The organism is Nocardioides humilatus (assembly GCF_008373755.1).
Taxonomy (GTDB): domain Bacteria; phylum Actinomycetota; class Actinomycetes; order Propionibacteriales; family Nocardioidaceae; genus Nocardioides; species Nocardioides humilatus.
On record NZ_VUJV01000007.1, the window covers coordinates 102097 to 117447 of the forward strand.

13 protein-coding genes are annotated in these 15351 nt (G+C 70.7%); 10 read left to right on the top strand and 3 right to left on the bottom strand.

Annotated elements, in window-relative coordinates:
• The first annotated feature begins 50 nt into the window (after nucleotides 1–50).
• Nucleotides 51–2039, top strand: coding sequence for an acyl-CoA dehydrogenase family protein (locus F0U44_RS18945; RefSeq protein ID WP_149729936.1), 1989 nt, complete (start codon nucleotides 51–53; stop codon nucleotides 2037–2039).
• Here the strand turns inward: F0U44_RS18945 and F0U44_RS18950 are convergent.
• Complete coding sequence (locus tag F0U44_RS18950; protein WP_149729937.1) at nucleotides 2036–3280, bottom strand: alpha/beta hydrolase; 1245 nt, start codon at nucleotides 3278–3280, stop codon at nucleotides 2036–2038. The genes F0U44_RS18945 and F0U44_RS18950 overlap by 4 nt on opposite strands.
• A 59-nt stretch (nucleotides 3281–3339) precedes the next feature.
• Between F0U44_RS18950 and F0U44_RS18955 the strand changes: the two genes are divergently transcribed.
• Entirely contained in the window at nucleotides 3340–4755 is a 1416-nt protein-coding gene (locus tag F0U44_RS18955; protein WP_149729938.1) for a WS/DGAT/MGAT family O-acyltransferase, read from the top strand.
• Nucleotides 4756–4761: 6 nt separating this feature from the next.
• On the opposite strand, the gene F0U44_RS18960 is transcribed toward F0U44_RS18955, so the two are convergent.
• The gene (locus tag F0U44_RS18960) at nucleotides 4762–5682 is read right to left on the bottom strand and encodes an alpha/beta fold hydrolase (RefSeq protein ID WP_149729939.1); all 921 of its coding nucleotides are present in this window, start codon (nucleotides 5680–5682) and stop codon (nucleotides 4762–4764) included.
• Nucleotides 5683–5716: 34 nt separating this feature from the next.
• On the opposite strand from F0U44_RS18960, the gene F0U44_RS18965 reads away from it, so the two are divergent.
• The 7 genes from F0U44_RS18965 (at nucleotide 5717) to F0U44_RS18990 (ending at nucleotide 12896) form a co-directional block, all read left to right on the top strand.
• Nucleotides 5717–7900 (top strand): acyl-CoA dehydrogenase family protein, encoded by a 2184-nt coding sequence (locus F0U44_RS18965; RefSeq protein WP_149729940.1) that lies wholly within the window; start codon nucleotides 5717–5719, stop codon nucleotides 7898–7900.
• Entirely contained in the window at nucleotides 7897–8406 is a 510-nt protein-coding gene (locus F0U44_RS23100) for an FAS1-like dehydratase domain-containing protein (RefSeq protein ID WP_188113561.1), read from the top strand. The genes F0U44_RS18965 and F0U44_RS23100 overlap by 4 nt, the downstream gene beginning before the upstream one ends.
• Complete coding sequence (locus F0U44_RS23105; RefSeq protein ID WP_246160659.1) at nucleotides 8406–8795, top strand: Zn-ribbon domain-containing OB-fold protein; 390 nt, start codon at nucleotides 8406–8408, stop codon at nucleotides 8793–8795. Before F0U44_RS23100 ends, F0U44_RS23105 begins: the two co-directional genes overlap by 1 nt.
• Nucleotides 8792–9190, top strand: a complete 399-nt coding sequence (locus tag F0U44_RS18975; RefSeq protein WP_281292654.1) for a MaoC family dehydratase — start codon at nucleotides 8792–8794, stop codon at nucleotides 9188–9190. The genes F0U44_RS23105 and F0U44_RS18975 overlap by 4 nt, the downstream gene beginning before the upstream one ends.
• On the top strand, nucleotides 9187–10359 hold the full coding sequence (locus tag F0U44_RS18980) for a lipid-transfer protein (protein ID WP_149729941.1): 1173 nt from the start codon (nucleotides 9187–9189) through the stop codon (nucleotides 10357–10359). Before F0U44_RS18975 ends, F0U44_RS18980 begins: the two co-directional genes overlap by 4 nt.
• 69 nt (nucleotides 10360–10428) lie before the next feature.
• Nucleotides 10429–12414: an ATP-binding protein gene (locus F0U44_RS18985; RefSeq protein ID WP_149729942.1), complete on the top strand. Its 1986-nt coding sequence runs from the start codon at nucleotides 10429–10431 to the stop codon at nucleotides 12412–12414.
• Between the two features lie 53 nt (nucleotides 12415–12467).
• Entirely contained in the window at nucleotides 12468–12896 is a 429-nt protein-coding gene (locus F0U44_RS18990) for a hypothetical protein (protein WP_149729943.1), read from the top strand.
• On the opposite strand, the gene F0U44_RS18995 is transcribed toward F0U44_RS18990, so the two are convergent.
• Entirely contained in the window at nucleotides 12817–13734 is a 918-nt protein-coding gene (locus tag F0U44_RS18995) for a helix-turn-helix domain-containing protein (RefSeq protein WP_149729944.1), read from the bottom strand. The two genes, F0U44_RS18990 and F0U44_RS18995, sit on opposite strands and share 80 nt — an antisense overlap.
• Before the next feature lie 152 nt (nucleotides 13735–13886).
• Here F0U44_RS18995 and F0U44_RS19000 point away from each other — a divergent pair, with 152 nt between their 5' ends.
• Entirely contained in the window at nucleotides 13887–15350 is a 1464-nt protein-coding gene (locus F0U44_RS19000; RefSeq protein ID WP_188113562.1) for an ABC transporter substrate-binding protein, read from the top strand.
• Nucleotide 15351: the final 1 nt, after the last annotated feature.

Below are 15351 nucleotides of genomic sequence, written 5' to 3' on the forward strand. Positions count from 1 at the left end.
GAAGTCTAGTAGTCTTAGAACACGTTCTAGTTTTCTGCTTGAGGAGAACCATGTCGATCGGCATCACCGACGAGCACGAGGAGCTCGCTGCGAGCCTGCGCAAGTGGGCGGCCAGCCTGGGGGCCCTCGACGCCGTACGTGCGGCCGAGGCCGGTCCGGAGGCGCGCTTCGACGACGTCTGGGCGGCCATCGAGGAGATGGGAGTGGCGTCGATCGCCGCACCCGAGTCTGCCGGTGGTGGCGGCGGATCGCTGCTCGACCAGGCCGTCGCGCTCGAGGCGTGCGCCTACGAGCTGGTCCCCGGTGGCCTGCTCGCTGCCGCGGTCGGATCGATCGTGACGGGTGAGCCCGGGCGCCACGGCGTGCAGGTCCACCCGGGCGGTGTCGTCTGGGACGGCGGCACCGCTGGTGCTGCCACCCCGATCGTCGGCATCGACCTCAGCGCACGGCACGGGGCGGCGACGGCGGAGGCTGTCGCGCTCGACGAGCGCGGTCGTCGTACGGCGATCACGCTGGCCGCCGCCGAGGCCTCCGGCGTCGCGCGCTGGTGTCTGGACACCGCTGTCGAATATGCCAAGGTCCGTGAGCAGTTCGGCAAGCCGATCGGCTCCTTCCAGGCGATCAAGCACCTGTGTGCCGAGATGCTCGAGACGGCCGAGGCGATCACCGCTGCCGCGTGGGACGCGGCTTCAGCCGCCGACGCAGGCGACGACGAGCAGTGGGGCTTCGCCGTCGACGTCGCGCTGGCGACCTGCTTCTCGGGTGCGGTCGACGTGGCCAAGGCCTGCATCCAGGTGCTCGGCGGCATCGGCTTCACCTACGAGCACGACGCCCACTTCTACCTTCGCCGCGCGGTGTCGCTGCGCGCGCTGGTCGGATCCGCGGACGACGCCGCCGCTCGCCTGACGGCTGCGGCCGTCACCGGAGTACGCCGGCGGGTCGACGTCGACCTCGGCGGACTCGACGACGCGATCCGTCCCGACGTGCGTGCTGTGGCCGAGCGGATCGCTGCGCTGCCCCAGGCCGAACGGCGCGCGGCCCTCGTCGAGTGCGGCTACCAGACGCCGCACTGGCCCACGCCCTACGGCTTGGCGGCCGACCCGGTCACTCAGGTCGTGATCGACCAGGAGCTTGGCGCCGCGGGTGTGGTGCGCCCCGACCTCGTCATCGCCGGCTGGGCGGTCCCGACGATCCTCGCGCACGGCACCGACGCCCAGCGCGAGCGCTTCGTGCGTCCGTCGCTGCTGGGTGAGCTCACCTGGTGCCAGCTGTTCTCCGAGCCGGGCTCCGGCTCCGACCTCGCGTCGCTGCGCACCAAGGCCACCAAGGTCGACGGGGGATGGTCGCTCTCGGGCCAGAAGGTCTGGAGCTCGGTCGCCGAGCGTGCGGACTGGGCGATCTGCCTGGCGCGCACCGACGCCGACGTCCCGCAGCACAAGGGCATCACCTACTTCCTGGTCGACATGCGCTCGGCCGGGATCGACGTACGGCCGCTGCGCGAGATCACCGGCGAGGCGCTCTTCAACGAGGTGTTCCTCGATGACGTCTTCGTGCCCGACGACTGCGTCGTCGCCGAGCCCGGCGACGGGTGGAAGCTCGCCCGCACGACGCTGGCCAACGAGCGCGTCGCCATGGCGAGCGCGCGTCTCGGCAAGAGCGTGGAGCGGGCCGTCGAGCTCGCCACCGCCGGCCTCGGCCCCGTCGAATCCGTCAAGGTCGGTCACGCCGTCGCGCTCGCCACGGTCTGCGGCCTCCTCGGTGTCCGCACCACGCTGCGCGCGATCGGCGGCCACGGCCCCGGAGCCGAGTCGAGCGTGGCCAAGCTGCTCGGCGTACGCAGCCGTCAGACGTCGTCGGCCCTCGTCGTTGAGCTCCAGGGCGACGCGGTCGCCGGTGTCGGCTCGATCGAGCGCGACACCCCCGGCATCGCCGCGGACGTCTGGGAGATGCTCAACACCCGCTGCCTGTCCATCGCCGGCGGCACCACCCAGATCCTGCGCAACGTCGCCGGCGAGCGGATCCTGGGTCTGCCCCGCTAGACCTCGGAGCGCTCGCGGCGCCAGGTGGTCCAGTGCCAGTGCAGGTAACGGTCGATGGCGCGCACGATGTGCTGGGAGCGGATCGACGGGAAGACGTCGAAGGCGTGCTGGGTGACCGGGAGCTCGGCGTAGACGACGGTGCGCTTGGAGGTCTCGCGCAGGCGCGCGACGAGCTGGCGGGCCTGGTCGACACCGACGAGGGTGTCGTTGCGGCCGTGGATGATGAAGAAGTCGGGCGCGTCCGCGGTGACCCGCAACAGCGGGGTGGCGGCCTCGAAGACCTCGGGGGAGTCCTGGTACTTCGTCTTCATGACCCAGCCCGCCAAGAACTCGTCGCGCATCAGCTCTACGTTGCGCAGGCCGCTCGCGCCGGACAGGTCGTAGACGCCGTAGTGCGGGACCGCGACCTGGACGGTGGTGTCGACGTCCTCGAAGCCGGGTTGGAAGTCCGGGTCGTTGGGGGTCAGTGCGGCGAGGGCAGTGAGGTGGCCGCCTGCTGATCCGCCGGTGATCGCGATGTAGTCGGGGTCGCCGCCGTAGTCGGCGATGTGGTCGCGGATCCACGCGATCGCCTGCTTGACGTCGATGATCTGCGCGGGCCACGGATCACGGGGCGCGAGGCGGTAGTTGACCGCGACGCACACCCATCCCTTCGCCGCGAGGTGCTCCATCAGCGCGAGGCCCTGCTCCTCCTTCTTGCTGATGATCCAGGCGCCGCCGTGCACCTGCAGCAGGACCGGAGCGTTCTTCGGCGGGGTGGTCGACGAGGTGTAGATGTCGAGCATCCCGCGCTTGCCGTACGGCGCGAAGGGCACGTTGCGGGTCACCTCGACGCCGGCCTTGCGCCGCTCGCGCCCGAAGGTGAACGGGTTGGCGACCCGTCGCCAGGGGGTGGCGAGGTCGGCCGGGGTCGGCGCTGCGTCGAGCTGCTCGATGTAGTCGACCCCGAGGCCCTCGACGAGGGCGTCCTCGGCGACGTGCACCGCCTTGCGGCTCTGCCCGATCAGGTAGCCGAGGCCGGCGGCGCTCACGGCAGCCAGCGCGAGCCCGGTGCGGCTGGTCCGGCCGCGCGCGAGCTGGGTGGCGGTGTCAGCGGCGGTCAACGCCAGGAGGTGCGGGGCGAGCTCGCCCGTCAGCCAGCCGGGGAAGAAGGCCGCGACGCTCAGCCGGAAGCCGGGGAGCGGCTTGATCGCGTTGGCGGTCAGCGCAGCAGTGACGGCCTGGCGCCGTGTGAAACCCATGATTCGAGCCTACCGGCCCTACTGGGTTAAATTGGAACACGTTCTACGGAGGATGAGACATGGATCGACTGTCAGGGCTCGACGCGAGCTTCCTCTACCTCGAGACCCCGGCGCAGCTGATGCACGTGTGCGCGGTCATGGTGCTCGACCAAAGCACGATGCCGACGCCGTACACGTTCGCCGGCCTGCAGGCGCGGATCGACGAGAGCGTCCACGACGTGCCGGCGTTCACGCGCAAGATCCGCGGCGTCCCGCTCGGCCTCGACCACCCGGTCTGGGTGCGCGACCAGCAGTTCGACATCGAGCGGCACGTGCACCGGGTCGCCGTGCCCAGCCCGGGCAGCTACCGCGAGCTGATGGACCTCTGCGCCCACCTCGCCGGCCTGCCGCTCGACCGCTCCCGCCCGCTGTGGGAGATGTGGGTCATCGAGGGTTATCGGCCCGACGGTGCCGAGGGCGACGAGAAGGTCGTGATCTTCTCCAAGATGCATCACGCGACGGTCGACGGGGTCTCCGGATCCAACCTGATCTCCCACCTGTGCTCCCTCGAGCCCGACACGGCGCCTCTCGCCCTGGGGGAGAAGCAGACCCACCCGCGCGACCCCGACCGACGCGAGCTGCTCGGCCGGGCCCTGATCGGTCTCGGGAGCAAGCCGGTCACGCTGGCCAAGGTGGTGGGGCCGTCGGCCCAGATGATCACCAAGAGCATCGCGCGGGCCCGGCAGGGCGTGGCGATGGCGGCGCCGTTCTCTGCGCCGCGCACGTCGTTCAACGGCACCATCACCGCGCACCGCAGCATCGCCGTGGCCGACCTGAGCCTCGACGACATCAAGCGCATCAAGAAGGCGACCGGCAGCACGGTCAACGACGTGGTGCTGACCCTGGCCGGTGGAGCGTTGCGCGCCTACCTCGACGAGCGCGGTGAGCTCCCGACCACCTCCCTGATGGCATCGGTGCCGGTGAGCGTCCGCGCGACCTCCAAGCGGACCCAGGGTGCCAACAAGGTCTCCTCGCTCTTCACCAAGCTCGGTACCGACATCGACGACCCGCTGGAGCGGCTCGAGATCATGGCCGAGCGCAACCGGCACGCGAAGGAGCACCACAACGCGATCAGCGCCGACGCGCTCCAGGACTGGGCCGAGTTCGCGGCGCCGCGGGTGTTCGGTCTCGCCGTCCGCACCTACGCCAACCTGCGACTCGCTGAGAAGCACCCGGTCGTGCACAACCTGGTGATCTCCAACGTCCCCGGGCCGCCGGTGCCGCTGTACTTCTCGGGCGCGCGCATCGAAGCGCTCTACCCGCTCGGCCCGGTCTTCCACGGTGCCGGTCTCAACATCACGGTGATGTCCAGCGCTGGCAAGATCCACGTCGGCGTGATCGCCTGCCGTGAGTCGGTCCCGGACGGCGACGCCCTGGTGAAGCACTTCCCGGTCGAGCTGGAGCGCCTCAACGACGCGGTCGCCGCGCTCGTCTGAGGTCGGTCACCCAGCGGGGTGGGGCCGGCGGAAGTCGCGCCGCCGCGCGTTGACCGTCTGCGTCGCCTCGAGGAAGGCCGGCACGAACCGCTCGGCGCTCATCACGCACGCGGCGTGGCCGGCCTTGACCTCGTGCATGGTCGCGCCGGGGATCGAGCGCGCGAGCCGCACCTGGCGCTCGGTGGGGATCACCTTGTCCTTGGTGTTGACGACCACGGCGGTCGGCACGTCGATCCGGCCGATCCACGGCCGCGAGTGGTGCCGGCCGAGCGCGGCGAGCGCCTGACCGATCGCCCACGGGCTCGTGGAGCGGAACTCGCGCAGTGCCCACGCGTGCATGTCGGAGCGGTCGAGGTCGAGCCGGTCGTAGGTGGCGCGGGCGGCGGCGGTCGCCGTGCTGCTGCGGGAGATGCCGCGGGCCGCGAGCATGCCCCCGCCCATGCCGGTGAAGAACGCCCGCTCGACCGGCGTCAGCTGGAAGCGGTCGGTGGTCGCGCAGAGCACCAGGCCCTCGACCTTGGTGCGGTGCTGGCGCCAGACCCGCTGCGCCACGATCGAACCCATCGAGTAGCCGGCGACGATGACCTGCTCGAGCTCGAGCAGGTCGATGAGCGCCGCGACGTCGTCGGCGCAGTCGCTGAGCGAGAACTCCTCGCTGCGGATGCCCTGCCCGTGCCAGCGCTGGTCGAGCGTCACGACGCGGAAGCGCTTGGAGAGGGGCCTGATCGCGGGGAACCAGGTCAGCAGGCCGGTGCAGCCCAGCGCGTGGAGGAGCACGATGGTCGGGGAGTGCGGGTCAGGTCCCGGCGTGTCAGTGACGTAGGTCGACCCACCGCGACCGGGCAGCTCGACGAGTCGCCCCTCGGGGATCGGCGCCCACGGGATATAGACCCGGTTGCGGATGACATCGAGCGGCGAGACCCCCATGCGCGAAATACTAGAACACGTTACAGTTCTGCTTGTGGATGCCGAAGAGATCAGTGCTGTTCGCGCGGTCGTGACCGAGGTCCTCGAGCGCTCTGCCGAGGCTGCCCCCGAGGGTGGCAACCCCTGGCGTGTCGACTGGGAAGCCTGGCAGGCCGCGGGCCTCACCGCACTCACGCTGCCTGAGGAGTACGGCGGCGACGGGCTCGGTCTCGAGGCCGCTGCTGTGCTGCTGAGCGAGTCGGGACGGCGGGCGCACCAGGTGCCTGCCTGGGAGACGCTGGCCTGCGCCGCGCTCACGCTCGGCGCGCACGGCACCGAGGCGCAGCGCAAGGAGCACCTCCCGGCGATCCTCGAGGGCGCCATCCTGTCGCCCGCGCTCCGCGACGTCCGCGGGACCACCGCGACCTTCGCCGACGGGCGCGTGAGCGGCCGCAAGACCGCCGTCACCTACGCCGACGCGGCCACCGCGCTGCTCGTGGTCGCCGGTGACGATGTCGTGCTCGTCGACCCGCAGGGCCCCGGCGTCACGTTGCTGCCTGCCAGCGCGTCGACTCCTGTCCCGACCTTCACCGTTGTGCTCGAGGACGCTCCTGCCGAGGCGCTCGAGACCGGCGCGGCGGCGTACCTCCGCGACGTCGCAGGCGCCAGCCTCGTCGTCATCGCGGCCGGCGTGCTCGCCGGCGCTCGTGACCTGACCGCCGACTACGTGAAGGGCCGCACCCAGTTCGGGCGCTCGCTCGCGGAGTTCCAGGCGGTCGCGCTGCAGATGGCCGACGTCTACATCGCCAGCCGCACGCTCGACCTCGCGGCCGACAACGCGATCTGGCGCGTGACCAACGGACTGCCGGCTGCCGAGGACCTCGCGGTCGCGGGCTACTGGGTGAGCAAGGTCGTCCCGACCGCGTTCCGCACCTGCCATCACGTGCACGGCGGCATGGGCGTCGACGTCACCTACCCGCTCATCGACCTCTCCAGCTGGGCGACCGACCTCGCCTACGCGCTCGACACCGCTGCGGGCGAGGTGCCGATCGAGGCCGAGGCGTCGAAGAACCTCGAGCTCACCGACGAGCAGCGCGCTCTCAAGGCCGAGCTCCGTGCCTGGTTCGCGGGCCTGTCCGCCGAGTTCGGGCACCTGTCGGACCCCAGCACCGTCGAAGGTGCGTGGGACCGCCACGGGCCCAGCTACACCAAGCTCATCAAGCGGATGGGTGCCGACGGCTGGATGGGCGTCGGTTGGCCGAAGGAGTACGGCGGCCACGGGCTCGGCGAGATCGAGCAGACGATCTTCGCCAACGAGGCGCAGTACCACGACGTGCACCTGCCTGCGGTGACGCTGCAGACCGTCGGTCCGACGCTGATCCGCTACGGCACGGAGAAGCAGAAGGAGATGTTCCTGTCGCGGATCCTGGCCGGCGACGTGCACTTCGCGATCGGCTACAGCGAGCCTGACGCGGGCACCGACCTGGCCTCGCTGCGCACCACGGCCAAGCGCGACGGTGACCACTACGTCGTCAACGGCCAGAAGATGTGGACCACCGGCGGCCACCACGCGGACTACCTGTGGCTCGCGGTCCGCACTGATCCCGACGCCCCGAAGCACAAGGGCATCTCGATCCTCATCGTGGACACCAAGGATCCCGGCTACAGCTGGACGCCGATCATCACCGCCGACGGTTCGCACCACGTCAACGCCACCTACTTCAACGACGTGCGCGTCCCCGTCGACATGCTCGTCGGCGAGGAGAACGAGGGCTGGCGCCTGATCACCACGCAGCTCAACCACGAGCGGGTCATGCTCGGCCCGGCCGGCCGCATCGAGGGCCTGCGCGACCGCGTCGTCCGCTGGGCCGACAAGGCTGGCGCGCTCGACGACCCCGGCTTGGTGAGCCTGCTCGGCGAGGCGACCGCGATCTTCCGCATCAACGAGCTCCTCAACTGGGAGGTCGCTCGCGCGGCGGCCGCCGGCGAGATCAAGGTCGCCGACGCGTCGTCGTCGAAGGTTTTTGCATCCGACCACGTGCAGCACCTCAACGCCGACCTGATCGCCGCCGTGCACCGGCTCGGCGACCCCGGTGACCCCGAGACCAAGGAACTGCTGGACTACCTGGACGCGCAGGCCAAGCGCAACCTGGTGCTGACCTTCGGAGGCGGAGTGCAAGAGGTGCAGCGAGAGCTGATCGCGATGTTCGGGCTCGGCCTGCCGCGGGTGCCCCGATGAGCGCCGAGCCGGTCGAGACCGACGAGCGGCACGAGCGCATCATGGCCGAGGCCGAGCGCATCATGGCGCTCGGCGAGGCCTCCGAGACGCTCGCCCGCTGGGAGGTCAACCAGCCGACGATCGGCACCTGGCTCGACGCCATGGGCTACGACAACGAGCGCTTCCTGAACGGCGAGGCGCCGCCCTCGATGGCGCAGGTGTGGACCATGCCCGGGCTCGGCCGCAAGCGCGCGTCCGATGACCCGCTGCACTCGATGATGGAGCTGCTCACCGCGGAGGGCTTCACCGCCGTGCTCGGCACCAACACCGAGCAGACCTACGAGCGCTACCTCCGCGTCGGTGAGCGGGTCAGAGTGACCACGGCGCTCGACTCGGTGGCGGGACCGAAGAACACCGGGATGGGGCTCGGCTACTTCGTGACGTCGCGCAACCGCTGGTACGTCGGCGACGAGCACGTCGCGACGATGCTGTTCCGCGTGCTCAAGTTCATCCCGAAGGAGCGCTGATGGCTGTCCGGCCGATGGTGAACCGTGACTCGACGTTCTTCTGGGAGGGCACCCAGGCGGGCGAGCTCCGCATCCAGAAGTGCAACGCGTGCGGTGCGAAGCGCTTCCCGCCCGGACCGGCCTGCCAGAGCTGCGAGGCCTACGACCGCGGCTACGACGTCGCGTCGGGTGAGGGCACGGTGTTCTCCTACGTCGTGCACCGGCACCCGCCCGTCCCCGGCAAGGAGCTCCCGATCGTGATCGCTCTGGTCGACCTCGACGAGGGCGTGCGGATGGTCGGCGAGGTCGCCGGGGTGACCGACGACGAGATCGAGATCGGCACCCGCCTGCGGGTGGACTTCAACACGATCGACGACGACCTGACGCTGCCCATCTGGAGGAAGCTGTGAAGACCCTCGAGGCCGGCCAGGTGATCCCTGAGTGGAGCCTGCCGATGACGCCGACGACGATCGTGAGCACCGCGATCGCGACCCGCGACTGGCAAGACGTCCACCACGACCGCGATGTCGCCCAGGCGGCGGGGTCGAAGGACATCTTCATGAACATCCTCACGACCAACGGGCTGGTCGAGAAGTTCGTCGCCGACTGGGTCGGCCACGACTGCGAGCTCAAGGGCATCGCGATCCGCCTCGGTGCGCCCGCCCACCCCTACGACACGCTGACCTTCAGCGGCAAGGTCGCCTCGGTCGAGGACGGCGTCGCGACGATCGACATCGTCGGCCGGGTGTCGCTCGGCGACCACGTGACCGGCACCGTCAAGGTCCTTCAGGGGACCGCACAGTGACGGGCACCCTCAGCGGCAAAGCCGCCATCGTCGGCATCGGCGCCACGGAGTTCTCCAAGGAGTCGGGCCGCTCCGAGCTGCAGCTCTCGGTCGAGGCGGTCCGCGCGGCACTCGCCGACTGTGGGCTGACCGCAGCCGACGTCGACGGCCTCACGACCTTCACGATGGACACGTCCTCGGAGATCGCGGTCGCCCGTGAGCTCGGCGTGCCCGAGCTGCGGTTCTTCAGCCGGATCAACTACGGCGGCGGGGCCGCGTGCGGCACCGTCCAGCAGGCCGCGATGGCGGTCGCGACCGGCGTTGCCGACGTCGTGGTGGCCTACCGCGGCTTCAACGAGCGCTCCGAGAGCCGCTTCGGCCAGTTCAGCGTCGCTGCCGCGACGCAGGTCAACACCAACGGCCTCGACAACGCCTGGTCCTACCCGATGGGCCTGGGCACGCCGGCGGCCACCGTCGCGATGCAGGCGCGCCGCTACATGCACGAGTACGGCGCCACCTCCGCCGACTTCGGTGCCGTCGCGGTCGCCGACCGCCGGCACGCGGCCACCAACCCCAACGCCTTCTTCTACGGCAAGCCGATCACGCTCGAGGACCACCAGGCCTCGCGGATGATCGTCGACCCGCTGCACCTCCTCGACTGCTGCCAGGAGAGCGACGGCGCCGTTGCCCTGGTCATCGTGAGCGCGGAGCGCGCTCGCGACCTGGCCAAGCCGCCGGCGTACATCACCGCTGCGGCGCAAGGGAGCGGTCGCGACCAGTTCGTGATGACGTCCTACTACCGCGACGACATCGGGATCCCGGAGATGGGCGTCGTCGGGCGGGAGCTCTGGAAGCAGTCGGGCCTGGTCCCCGACGACATGCCGATGGCAATCCTCTACGACCACTTCACGCCTTACGTGCTCATGCAGCTGGAGGAGCTCGGCTTCTGCGGCCGCGGTGAGGCACCCGACTTCGTCAAGGGCGGCGCCATCGAGATCGGCGGTCGCCTGCCGCTCAACACGCACGGCGGCCAGCTCGGCGAGGGCTACATCCACGGCATGAACGGGATCGCCGAGGGCGTGCGCCAGATCCGCGGCGCCTCGGTCAACCCGGTCTCCGACGCCCACCACGTGCTGGTGACCGCCGGCACCGGCGTGCCGACGAGCGGGCTGATCCTCGGCGCCTCCTAGGAAGAGGCTCGTGGAAAACTCGTCCGACCGGTTGATGCCCTGAGGCCGTACCTGCGGTCCAATGGGGGAGTGGAGCGCCGTCTGCCGCGCGGCAGGGTGACGTTCGCGTTCGTCGACGTGGTGGAGAGCACCCGGACGTTCGCGGAGCACGGTGACGCCTTCGTGACAGCGCTGGCGGTGCTGCAGGACCGCGTGGCCCGTCAGACCGAGCACCACGGCGGCACGGTCGTGAAGACCGAGGGCGACGGTGCGTTTCTCGCCTTCCCGGACGCCCGGGGCGCGATCGACGCGCTGGTCGCGCTGCAGGACGAGCTGGCAGCAGTCTCCGATGCGGGTCACGCGGGACCACGGCTGACGGTCCGCGCCGGGGTGCACACGGGCGACGCCGTGCCCGTGGCCGACGACTACGTCGCCCTCGCGGTCAACGTGGCGGCGCGCGTGACCTCCACCGTGGGTGCCGGCCAGGTCGTCGTCTCGGCGGCCACGCAGGCCGAGCTGCCCGAGCCGGTCGGCGTGTGTGTCGGCGACTACGACCTGAAGGACGTCGCCGACCCGGTCGAGCTGTGGCGGGTGTGCGGCGACGAGACGCCGCTGCGGGGGTCGCCCTCGCGCCGCACCAATGTGCGGATCCCGGTGACCGGCTTCGTCGGGCGGACCAGGGAGCTGGCCGATCTGCGGCGGGAGGTCGAGGAGCACCCGCTGGTGACCGTCGTCGGGCCCGGAGGGCTGGGCAAGACCCGGATCGTCTCCGAGCTGCTCCTGGAGATCGCCACGGGGCTCAAGGGCGGCGCCTGGCTCGTCGAGCTGGCCTCGGTGAACTCCGGTGACCAGGTGCCGGCCGCGGTGGCCGCGGTGCTCGGGATCGGCTCCGGGGAGGTGGGTGCGCTCGCCAGTGAGCTGCGACGCCGGGACGACGTGCTGCTCGTGCTCGACAACTGCGAGCACGTGCTCGACGCCGTGGCCGACCTCGTCGCTGATCTCGAGCAGGCCTGCCCGTCGCTGCGCCTGCTGTGCACGAGCCGCGAGCCGCTCCAGGTCCCGGGGGAGCGGGTGTGGCGCCTGGGACCCTTCGTCGGCCACGCGGCGCGGATCGAGCTCTTCACGCAGCGCGCGTGGGCCAGCGGCGCGACCGTGAGTGACGACTCGGTCCCACTCGTCGACCGGTTGTGCGACGCCCTGGATGGACTCCCGCTGGCGATCGAGCTCGCTGCGACGCACGCGGGTTCGACCACGCTCGAGCAGCTGGTCCAGATCGCCGAGCACGGCACCGACGACCTGGCGCGCCGAGGCGGCCAGGCTCGGCAACGCAGCCTCGACGCGGTGCTCGCGTGGAGCCTGGACCGTCTCCCGGAGGAGCGTCGACGCGCGCTCCTGGTGCTGTCCGTCCTCCCCGGTCGGTTCGACCTCCCGATGGCCGCGGCGATCCTCGGTGCGGTGGAGGGTTGTGAGGCCGACGCGGTGCGCCACCTCGCCCGCGGCAGCCTGGTCGACCTCGACGGGGAGAGCTATCGGATCCTCGACACGATCCGGCATGCGGCGCAGCGTCGCCGGCTGGCCGACCCGGACCTGGCGCAGGCGGCGCGGCGGGGTCTTCGCGCCTGGGCCCTTGCGGTGGCGGAGCGCGACTACCGGGTCGCTCGCCGGTGGGACGACGTCCCCACCGGCGAGGTGCAGGCGCTCGAAGCAGCACTCGAGCAGGCCGTCGACGACGGTGTCCGCGACATCGGGAAGCTGTGGGAGCGCGTGCGCGCGATCGCCTACGAACGCGACCCTGGCGAGCGGATCGTCGAGCTCGCCGATCGCATCCTTGCCGGCCCGCTCCCTGCGAGCCGTGACGACGCACTCTGCACCGCCAGCGCCTTGTCCATCCGGCAGATCGTCGGACTGCCGAGACTCGATGCAGCGCGGATCGAGGCGATCTGCGAGGCGGCCGATCGGTTCGGGGTGTATTTCGCTGCAGCCAACCTCCCTACCACCTGGTGTGGCACTACTCCGAGTCAGGCGACACCGACTCGGCCGCGCGGCACCTTGAGGGCTACCTGCCCTACGCGCTGAGCCCCGCGGCCCACCCGATCGAGCGGCGCGCGATCAGCACGCTCCGCGGATGCGTGGCTAGTGCTGCAGGCGACTATCAGGCCGCCCTCGGGCACTACGAGCGCGAGCTGCTCGAGGCCAGGATCATGGACACGGAGGTGGACCTGGAGGTGTGCGAGGCCAACGTCGCCGAAGCGCTGATCGACGTCGGACGGCCCGAGGACGCCTTGCCCCACGCGGTCAACGCGGTCCGGATGGCGTCGGCGCCGGGGGCGCATCGGCGGGCGCTGCTGACCACGCTCGCCCGGGTGCAGACGATGCTCGGCGACCACGACGCGGCGCTCGCAACGGCCCTCGAGATCCAGGTCGAGCTCATTGCGTCGGGTCGCTCCCGCGAGCAGATCGACAGCGAGCTGGCCGAGGTCAACCGAGCAGTGAGGGTTCCGGCGTGGGGTGGTGGGACCGCGGACCTGCCGCGTCCGCCGTCACGGCGGATCGACTGACGGCTTCGGCGGCCCGGACGACCAGCGTCTTGGCGCGGTGCAGCTCACGCGCGCTGATCGCCTGGAGCGGGTGGACGACCAGCGCGACCGACATGCGCCCGTCCGCGGCGAGCACGGGAGCGGCGACCGACGTCACCGGTTGCGGGTCCGCGGACCTCTTGCGCTGGGGGATGCCGGCGCGGACCACCTCGTCGACGACGGCACGGACCATGCGGCGCAGGTCGGCCGACACAGTCCCGGACTCGGATGCCTCCAGCAGGGGAGTGACGTGCTCGACGATCGGACTCATCCGCTCCACGAGGACGCCTTCGTTGCGCGCCTGGTCGAGGAACGCGCCGTACGACGTCGCGGCCGGCCCGGTCACCAGGCCGCGCCGGAACCAGTCCGCCCGGTCCCCCGGGGATGCCCAGGCGGCGAACAGGCTGCCGAAGGGGGCGGCGTAGGTCACCCGGTGCTCGAGGGTGGGACCGGTCGGGTCGCCGGGGTCCACGCTCGAGACGAACATGGTGGTGCCGACGAGCTCCACGACCGATGCCGTGTAGCCCGTGGTGGCGGCCAGACCGCGCGCGGCCTCCAGGGCGCGCCCGCTCGCGCGCCGCTGTTCGTGGGCGGCGCGGGCGACGGGTCCGAGGCCCGGCCCGAGGCTCAGGGTCTTCGTGGTCACGTCGCGGACCAGCCAACCCCGTTCGCACAGCGTCTGCACGATCGCGTGGCCGGTCGCCTTGGAGATCCCGAGCTCCCGGGAGAGATCCGCGGCGCGCAGGCTCTGCGGGTCGCGGGAGGCGACGAGTTCGAGGATGTCGACCACGCGGGAGGTCGGGGGAGACGGGTCAGTCATGGCGGAGCGATCGTAGTCGGCGGTTCGAATATCTGAACAGGGCGAAGAAGCGCGTGTCTTATCAAGTGATTAGTAGTTGTATCGCGCGGTAGAACACGTTCTCATTCGATCCTTCTCCCATCGGTTTCCCCCAACCCGAGAGGTGGGCATCCGTGCTCCGTAGATCCCTGGTCACCAGCGTTGCCGTCGTCGTGGTCCTGCTGCTCGCTGCCTGTGGGTCGCAGCTCGACCCCCAGACGGTGGCCAATGCCGGCGGCCAGCAGGGCGGCGACGGTGCACTCAACGCCGACGCCGGACTCGGCGGAGACACGGGCGCGGGGCCGGCTGGCGACGCTGGAGCGGGCCCCGGTGGCACCGGGGGTCCGGGCGGGACCGGCGGGACCGGGAGCACCGGTGGGACCGGCGATGGCTCGGGCTCCACCGGCGGCACGGGCGGGAGCAACGGCGGGAAGGGCGGCGCGACCGGCGGCGCGAAGGCCGCCTCGTGCGACGGGTTCAAGAACCAGACCGGTGTCACCGACGACAAGATCGTGATCGCCAACGCCTCCGACATCTCCGGGCCGGTGCCCGGCATCTTCGAGGCCACTCAGCAGGCCGTCCGCGCCTACGTCGAGTTCTTCAACTCGCAGGGAGACGTCTGCGGCCGCAAGCTCGAGGTGCTCAACCTCGACAGCCGCGCCGATGCCGGTGCCGACCAGCAGGCCTACGCGAAGGCGTGCGACGAGGCGTTCGCCGCCGTCGGCTCGATGTCGGCCTTCGACTCCGGCGGCGCCGGTGTCGCCCAGGGCTGCGGCCTCCCGGACATCCGCGCGGTCGCGACGTCCTCAGAGCGTGGCAGCTGCTCGACCTGCTTCGCGACATACGCCACCCAGCCCGACCTGGTCCCGGACTCCTACGCGAAGTGGTTCCTCAAGGAGTACCCGGACGCCGCCGCTCATGTCGGCGTGCTCTACATCAACGCCGGTGCGGCTCCTGAGAACGTGAAGTACCAGTCCGACGTGTGGGAGCGGGCGGGCTGGGGCGTCGACTACGTCCAGGGCATCGACGTGGCGGAGTTCAACTTCGCCCCTTACGTCCAGCAGCTCAAGGACAAGGGCATCAAGATGGTGATCTACACGGGGCCCTACCAGAACACGGTGAAGCTCCAGCAGGCCATGCAGCAGCAGGGCTACGATCCGGACGTCTACATGCAGGACCCGACGATCTACGACGGCCGCTACGTGAGCCAGGCCGGCAGCCTCGCTGACAACGTCTTCGTCTACTCGACCACCGACCTGTTCGAGAACAAGTCCAACCCGGAGATGCAGACCTACCTCTCCTGGCTGCAGCAGGTGAAGCCCGGCGCGATCCCGAACTACTACGGCCTCTACGCCTGGTCCGCGGCACGCCTCTTCGTGGAGAAGGCGATCGCTCTCGGCGGCAAGCTCTCCCGCTCGACGATGATCGCCGAGCTGAAGAAGACCAGCGGCTGGACCGGCAACGGCCTCCACGTGCCGCAGAACGTCGGTGGTCGCACCACCTCGCCGTGCACGTCGGTGATCAAGTACTCGGGCGGCTCGTGGCACAAGGTGTCGCCGGGGTCCTACATGTGCGGCCATGTGGTGAAGGCCAACTGAC

Coding starts and splice junctions, on each gene's coding strand:
- F0U44_RS18945 (WP_149729936.1), top strand. CDS start 51: ATGTCGATCGGCATCACCGACGAGCACGAGGAGCTCGCTGCGAGCCTG.
- F0U44_RS18950 (WP_149729937.1), bottom strand. CDS start 3,280: ATGGGTTTCACACGGCGCCAGGCCGTCACTGCTGCGCTGACCGCCAAC.
- F0U44_RS18955 (WP_149729938.1), top strand. CDS start 3,340: ATGGATCGACTGTCAGGGCTCGACGCGAGCTTCCTCTACCTCGAGACC.
- F0U44_RS18960 (WP_149729939.1), bottom strand. CDS start 5,682: ATGGGGGTCTCGCCGCTCGATGTCATCCGCAACCGGGTCTATATCCCG.
- F0U44_RS23100 (WP_188113561.1), top strand. CDS start 7,897: ATGAGCGCCGAGCCGGTCGAGACCGACGAGCGGCACGAGCGCATCATG.
- F0U44_RS23105 (WP_246160659.1), top strand. CDS start 8,406: ATGGCTGTCCGGCCGATGGTGAACCGTGACTCGACGTTCTTCTGGGAG.
- F0U44_RS18995 (WP_149729944.1), bottom strand. CDS start 13,734: ATGACTGACCCGTCTCCCCCGACCTCCCGCGTGGTCGACATCCTCGAA.